The following is a 6890-nucleotide window of genomic DNA, read 5'->3' as shown; positions in this document are numbered from 1 at the left end:
TGTAGTGGCATAGTTAATTTGGCCACCCATTAAGAAAGAAATGTTATGCTCTTTGCATACAAATTTGGGTGAAAAAATGACGAAATTAAAACGCGCAACGTATTCTGCGGCAATCAAATTAGAAACAGCTCAGCTTGTAGTTGACCAAAGTTATACTCAAGAAGAAGCAGCCAAAGCGATGGGGGTGGGTAAATCAACCGTCAGTAAGTGGGTTACTCAATTAAAGCAAGAGCGGAGTGGCCAGACACCATCTGCTTCGCCAATGACGCCCGAACAAATTGAAATCCGCGAACTTAAAAAGCAAATCCAACGCATTGAATTAGAAAAGGATATATTAAAAAAGGCTACCGCTCTCTTGATGTCCGACTCCCTGAACAATTCTCGTTAATTGAGAAACTAAATCAACGAGAGCGTTACCCAATTAGCGTGCTGTGTAACGTATTCAATGTGCATCGTAGCAGCTATAAATATTGGGCTATACGGGATACAACGCCTACACCAGAGCAAGTAAGGCTAGAAGCTGAAGTTAAAGCCATACATGCAATGAGCGGCGGCTCAGCTGGGGCGCGGACAATCGCGGCAATAGCAACGAACAATGATTTTGAATTGAGTCGTTATCGTGCTGCTAAGCTAATGGTTAAATTAAAGCTTGAAAGCTGCCAAGTACCTCAACATTCATATAAACGTGGTGGTAATGAACACCTTGAAATTCCAAACCTGCTTGATAGACAATTTGATGTTGTTGAGCCAGATACAGTGTGGTGCGGTGATGTGACGTATATTTGGGTAGGTAATCGCTGGGCTTATTTAGCCGTTGTTATTGATTTATTTGCACGTAAAGTAGTTGGCTGGGCCATGTCGTTGTCGCCAGATACTAATTTAACGCTAAAAGCGCTTGAACTCGCTTATGAAAGCAGAGGAAAACCGACAGGACTGATGTTTCATTCAGACCAGGGGAGTCATTATACAAGTTTAAAATATCGCCAACGTTTATGGCGCTATAAAATTACACAAAGTATGAGCAGGCGCGGAAATTGTTGGGATAATGCGCCAATGGAGCGATTTTTTAGAAGCTTTAAAACGGAGTGGATGCCAAAGGTTGGATACGAAAACTTTAAAGATGCTAAATATAGTGTGAGTGATTATATCAACGGATATTACAACAACGTTAGGCCACATCATTATAATGCTGGTTTAGCGCCAAATGAATCTGAGGTTAGATACCAAGATTCTAAAACTGTGGCCAAAATTAGTTGACCACTACAGTACGCAGGATAGCTAAAGAGGGGAGAAAGTTTGGTGTCGGCTCATTGTTAGTTAGTCAACGTCCCTCCGAAATTGATGAAACTATCCTATCACAATGCGGAACTCTATTCGCGATGAGGATCAACAATGCAACAGATAGATCTCAAGTAAAATCAGCAATGTCTGATGGATTATCCAGCATGATAGATTGCTTGCCTATTTTAAAAACTGGTGAAGCTATTGTGACTGGTGAAGCTGCTAAACTGCCTATGAGATTTAAGTTTAGAATACCTAAAACAGGTCAATGCCCAGATAGCCATGACCCTAAAGTAAGTAATAGTTGGTCACGTGATTATCATCCAAATGATTTCACCAAACTAATTAATGCTTGGCGCCAACAAAAGCCATTAAAAGATGAATAGGAAAGCAAAATGGAAAGATTAGCTGTACATTCAAGCAACATAATATCTGTAGGGTACGACTCTGATACTCAAACTCTAGAGGTCGAATTTAATAGCGGAATTTATCAATATTTTGATGTACCAGAACATATTTATGATGAACTTTTAAATGCAGGATCTCTTGGTTCTTACCTACACAACAACATAAAAGATAACTTTAACTATTGCCAAATTTAATTAGAACTAATTAATCAAGGATAATAATTAGTGTTTTATAAATACAGAAGTGACTCCGAATATACAGAAATGATCTTTACAACAGGTAAGGTCCATCTATCTACTGCTGATGCACTAAATGATCCATTTGAATGCTCCTTACAAGAAATAGGTAAAGAGTGGATCGATGATAAAATTGTTGAAATGAAATCTGCTGGGGTTGCAGGCTTTGCACTTGCTGCACACCGAGCTATTGAAAGTAAGTCTCCATTTTTCGGGTTATCACCCAATAAAACTAAAAAAATATTAGAAAAGCTATCAAAAAAGAAAGATCTAGATTCAAGTTATGAGTTTTACAAAAAAACCATGATTAGTATCAATGGTTACCCACCTTCAAATTGCGATAATTTTTTCTCAAATATCGATAAACAATTAAATAAGGTTGGCATATTTAGTATGTCTACTTGCTCTTTGATTCAATTACTATGGGCACACTACACAGTAGATCATAAAGGTATTTGTATTGGACTCAGTGCTACAAAAGGAAGTAAGTTAGATAACTCCGAACATTGCCTTCCTGTCAGTTATTCGGACTCTATTCCAGAAATGTCACCTAAAGGATTTCAATCTGAAATGGCCTTTAGTATCGCTGAATCAGGAAACATGTTCGCATCTTCATACCAATTGTCATTTGCTGATGATACTTTTCGGGCGGCTATTAGCTCAAAACCTACTTGTTGGTCTTATGAGAAGGAGTGGCGTTATATTGAACCCATTGGCGGAGAGTTTCCTTGGCCTGGAAGATTATCTGAAATTGTATTTGGTCTAAAATGCCCAGAAAAGCGTCGTCAACACTATATCGATTTGGCTGAAAGAAACGTTCCAAATGAAGTTCTTCTTTATGAGATTAAGGTTAAACCTGGTAGTAATGAAATTGAAAGAGTTCCTTATAAGCAGTCAAAAACAATTCCATTAATGCCTTTAGAAACTGAGCATTTTAATAATAATGGCAATAAAGTTAAGAGGTTAAGTATTGAACAATTCAGTCATGAAGTAATGGGTTTAATTAAAAAAGGAGATATTGAAGAAGCACTATATCAATTAAATAATAATCTCAAAGACTCCCCCGATGCCCCCCACTTGTTAAACTTAAAAGGTGTGGCATTTGGGTTTAGTGGGCAACATGAAGAGGCTCTAATTATGTTTCAGAAGTTAGATGTGCTCTTTCCAAATAATCCAGAAAACTTATATCAACAAAGTTGTGCTTTAAGTGCATTAAATCGTAATTTAGAGGCTATCCAGCTGCTCAGAAGAGCAAATGAATTAGAACACAATGATTCAAGTATACCTTTTAATTTAGGTCTTGAAATTATAAAGACTGGAGGAGATATAGCTGAAGCAAAATTATTTTTGAATACAGCTAGACTAATGGGGCACCCTAAAGCTAGACAAGTGATCAATGAATTAGTGCCTAGCTAGCATGTGTCGGCAAAGGGTGCACCGACTCGGTTCACCCCTTTTCAGATCAGTAAAATCGGCATACACTCTAAGAGAACCTTTAACCTCAGGGATTGTGACTAAACATTTCTCCCTAATTCGTAAGTAGCTAAATACTAACCACTCAAGTAGTAAAAAGGTTATTTATTGCTCTCTAATTACAACGTAAATGACAGCGATGGTTACAATAATTGCATGGATTAGCCGAAGAATTTCTAGTGACATATCACGCTTTATTTTTCTTGATTCTTATCACTGTCGAACTTATCCATTTCTTCTACGCTTCTTACAGTAAGAGTGTAATAAGCATGTATCAAACAGATAAACGTAATAATAGCTGCGAGCAAAATATAAGTACCAATCGTCATAAATCGTATACCAATGTGTTTTAGTCAAAATTACCTGCTCACTGCTTCAATAACAAGAAGTCTAATAACCTAATTCAACTTGCAATGAGTAATTCATTTAAGAAACTTCTTCTTTTATGGCTGTGGCTCGGCTGAGTTACGATACTTTCAAATGTGCAGCTATCGCCAACAATATGAACTTCACTTTCGGCTCTTGTTATTGCTGTGTAAAGCCAGGCTCTATCAACGATCTTTCCTTTCTGCAAAGCAATAATAACTTTAGGAAATTGAGAACCTTGAGCTTTATGAAGTGTGATAGCATAACCTAGCTCCATACAATCCAATAGTGATTGCGTAACTTCTATTTTTTCTCCTGTATCGAGGGTAACCTCACCGTAGTTTTCATCGGTTGAGTGAACCTTTGATAACACTCCTAAAGACCCATTCTGTACGCCTTTCTCGTACATGTTTTGTGTAAACAAAATAGCATCCCCCTTTTTCAAGTTCATGAAGAACCTCTCACCGCGTAAGTTAAACTCCATATTTTTCCCATACGGATTTACGGATCGCTGAGTGAGTTCATTAACTTGTTTTACCAAAGCTTTAGTTGGTGCCATTACACGACTATTTGTAGGGTCTCGCTGATATAAATGGCTACATACATTCGCAATTTCTTCTTTAGTCGTTTCATGAAAAAAAATCGCGCCTGTTGAGAGCTTTTCGGGAACAACCCCGTTATTAATCAAACACGAATACTCAGGTATCCCAGTAGTTCCTTCTTGGCGTTTGACAATATCCAGCATCGTATTTTTTATTGTTTCAGCAACCACAACGTCTGCTAATACTTTTCCACAACCGATTGGAGGAAGTTGATTGGGATCTCCAGTAAAGATGATGCGTACTGAGGGATGGATATGATTTATCAAACGATACATCGTCGGTAAATCAATCATGCTAGCTTCATCAATAACAAGTAAATGATTTTGTTGCTCTTCTGTTGGCTCTATAGGAGGGTTTCTTAATAACTTTGCGATTGTTGAAGTTAGAAACCCAATAGACTCCTTCAGCCTCATTGCAGCTCTACCACTCAATGCAACCGCATGAATTTGATAACCTATACGCTTATAAGCTCTTAAAGCTGTTCTTAAAACAGTTGTCTTGCCTGTTCCTGCACCGCCAGTAATGCAACTCACCGAATTGTTCAGGCAGGTAACAACCGCTTCATATTGTTTATCAGTCAGAGAATAAGGTAGCTGTTCAACAGAAAAATTAGTTGCGATTTGGGCTTCAGAATCAAATAAATTATTTTTAGCTGTCAGTGTATTAAGTCTTTTAGCAACGACACTCTCCATCAATAACTGAGCTGTTGGATGATAATTTCCTGTTTCAGTATTTAGAATATATTGTGCTTTTCTGTACCCTGATTTAAATGCTTCAGTAGCAAGCTCCTTGCATTGTAATAGCTTTTCAAGCTTAGGACGTAAGCTCTTCTGATTAGAATACGTATTACCTTTGCTAATATCGCTTCGAATTGCTGATTCAACAGCCGCGCTCAATCGTCGAGAGTCATTTAACGAAACTTGAAAAAGCTTACCTTGTGCCAACTTATCGGCTTCGTCAAATGATAAGCCAAAACCTAAAAGCATATACGGGTCTTGTTTAATAGCTTCAATCGACTCGCTGCCATGATATTTTATCAGGCGTTGCTGAACATTTGCGGGGATGCCATGTTCAGACATCCAATTGCAGTGAGCTAGGTTTTTATACTTTGCATACCCTTTGAACAAGCTATCAATTTTATTCTCACTCAGAAGCCCCCTGAGACGTTTTCTGTTTTCTAAAGAGTCTTTAGCTGCGATGCTATAGAAGTCTTTTCCTAAACTATTCCAAAGCGCTCTAGCAGCTACTTCTCCAATTCCCTTGAAGTCCTTTTCTTTTGCAATAAACTGAATCAGCTGTTCGCCATTTTCTGGCAAATCACAACAGGCATAATCGGGGAAATTATACATATGCTGCTGCATTGAATAATCACTAACGGCTATTTGTTTAATTTTTTTAATACCCGAAACCTCCCAATGCTGACCAACAGCAGGTTCAACAGGCAAAGCGTCAAGTTTTGCTTTGGCACTAACGTAGTATTTTCCGCTAGCTATTTTATGAGATTTCTCCCTTATGGGCACACCAGTAAAAATAACTAAATTTGAGGTTTTAAAGGGAATACTCGTAACACGAAATCTTTCTTTGCTTGAGGAAGAATTTGTCATCTTGGCATAAACCCCATCTCAGCTAATGTTTCGGATAACTCACCGAATCGCTCTAATTTTTTTTCTAATTCACGCACTTTTGCTTTCAGTTCTATATTCTCTGCTTCAACAGTCGCTACCCGCATAGAGTCTCTTAATTTGCCTGTGCGAGTATTGTCATACAGTTTAGGCTGGCCTAGCTCTGAAGCTGAACCGTAAACTAAAGGGGGTAAAATCCCTTGCGATCTGAGCCTTATTTCTAATTCATCAAGTTCACGTCCTAACGATTCGTTTTGAGTAAACGCGGATCTACCACACCCAATCGCTTTAGCAATTTCAGTTCTATTGAGTTGTCCTCCGCGAGTAATTTGTCGAAAGTCATCTTCAGTTTGAGTTGACCGCCACACTTTAAATGCAATGACATTTTCAGACCCTTTCTGCTGACCATTAGACCCTTTATCTACAGCCATTATTTACCCCCTGTGCGACGCTTCAGTTCAATCAATGGCTGTTCAAGCATCTCTAGTGCATCTTCTAGAGAGTCTATTCGAATACCATGCCTATATGCATTGTATTGCCATAGCACAAACCTTTGCTTGTACTTGTCTATTGTAGTGTTAGCTCTGTTTAACTCTGCATTTAAGGTATCTACTTGATTCTGTAAAAAAGCTACATTTGTACTTTGTGGTGGAGGCGTTATTTGTTTAGCACCTCTCAAGTGTTCTTTTCTATTTGTAAAAGCTTTCTGTATTACGTCATAGCTTGATAAGGTTTGCCTTGTCACCTTACTCAACCCAAGCATTACCTTTACTTTTTCACACAATAACGGCCAAGATAACTTGCCATTCCAGGTATCAATCAGACCAACAATTTCTCTAATATTTTCTTCAGTAACAACAATTTTTGGCATGGCTACAACTCCATTAAAGAAAATATCTGAT

Annotated in this window: 8 protein-coding genes; 4 read left to right on the top strand and 4 right to left on the bottom strand. The window is 38.1% G+C overall.

Annotated features, from left to right (window positions below; all coding sequences use genetic code 11):
* Positions 1 to 76 precede the first annotated feature (76 nt).
* The 4 genes from ATS71_RS13415 to ATS71_RS13400 all read left to right on the top strand — a co-directional run bounded on the left by ATS71_RS13415 (position 77) and on the right by ATS71_RS13400 (position 3341).
* Positions 77 to 1257 (top strand): IS3 family transposase gene (locus ATS71_RS13415; RefSeq protein WP_152995679.1). Its coding sequence is split into 2 segments (ribosomal slippage): positions 77 to 335 and positions 335 to 1257, totalling 1182 coding nucleotides; the frame shifts between segments, so codons are not numbered across the junction.
* A gap of 122 nt (positions 1258 to 1379) precedes the next feature.
* Positions 1380 to 1667: an ATP-binding protein gene (locus ATS71_RS13410; protein ID WP_152995685.1), complete on the top strand. Its 288-nt coding sequence runs from the start codon at positions 1380 to 1382 to the stop codon at positions 1665 to 1667.
* Between the two features lie 9 nt (positions 1668 to 1676).
* The gene (locus ATS71_RS13405; RefSeq protein ID WP_058405278.1) at positions 1677 to 1883 is read left to right on the top strand and encodes a KTSC domain-containing protein; all 207 of its coding nucleotides are present in this window, start codon (positions 1677 to 1679) and stop codon (positions 1881 to 1883) included.
* Between the two features lie 69 nt (positions 1884 to 1952).
* On the top strand, positions 1953 to 3341 hold the full coding sequence (locus ATS71_RS13400; RefSeq protein WP_235591489.1) for a DUF2971 domain-containing protein: 1389 nt from the start codon (positions 1953 to 1955) through the stop codon (positions 3339 to 3341).
* A gap of 251 nt (positions 3342 to 3592) precedes the next feature.
* Here the strand turns inward: ATS71_RS13400 and ATS71_RS19335 are convergent, their stop codons facing one another.
* The 4 genes from ATS71_RS19335 to ATS71_RS13385 all read right to left on the bottom strand — a co-directional run.
* Positions 3593 to 3727, bottom strand: coding sequence for a hypothetical protein (locus ATS71_RS19335; protein WP_268801453.1), 135 nt, complete (start codon positions 3725 to 3727; stop codon positions 3593 to 3595).
* Between the two features lie 74 nt (positions 3728 to 3801).
* Complete coding sequence (locus ATS71_RS13395) at positions 3802 to 5970, bottom strand: AAA family ATPase (protein ID WP_058405276.1); 2169 nt, start codon at positions 5968 to 5970, stop codon at positions 3802 to 3804.
* Positions 5967 to 6419, bottom strand: coding sequence for a VPA1267 family protein (locus ATS71_RS13390; protein WP_058405275.1), 453 nt, complete (start codon positions 6417 to 6419; stop codon positions 5967 to 5969). The genes ATS71_RS13395 and ATS71_RS13390 overlap by 4 nt, the downstream gene beginning before the upstream one ends.
* The coding region (locus ATS71_RS13385) for a hypothetical protein (RefSeq protein WP_235591488.1) at positions 6419 to 6890 on the bottom strand (472 nt) is incomplete at its 5' end. The genes ATS71_RS13390 and ATS71_RS13385, both read right to left, overlap by 1 nt.

Source organism: Pseudoalteromonas sp. H71 (genome assembly GCF_001468485.1).
Taxonomy (GTDB): domain Bacteria; phylum Pseudomonadota; class Gammaproteobacteria; order Enterobacterales; family Alteromonadaceae; genus Pseudoalteromonas.
The sequence above is the reverse complement of the archived record's forward strand: the minus strand, read 5'-3'. Positions and strand labels throughout refer to the sequence as shown.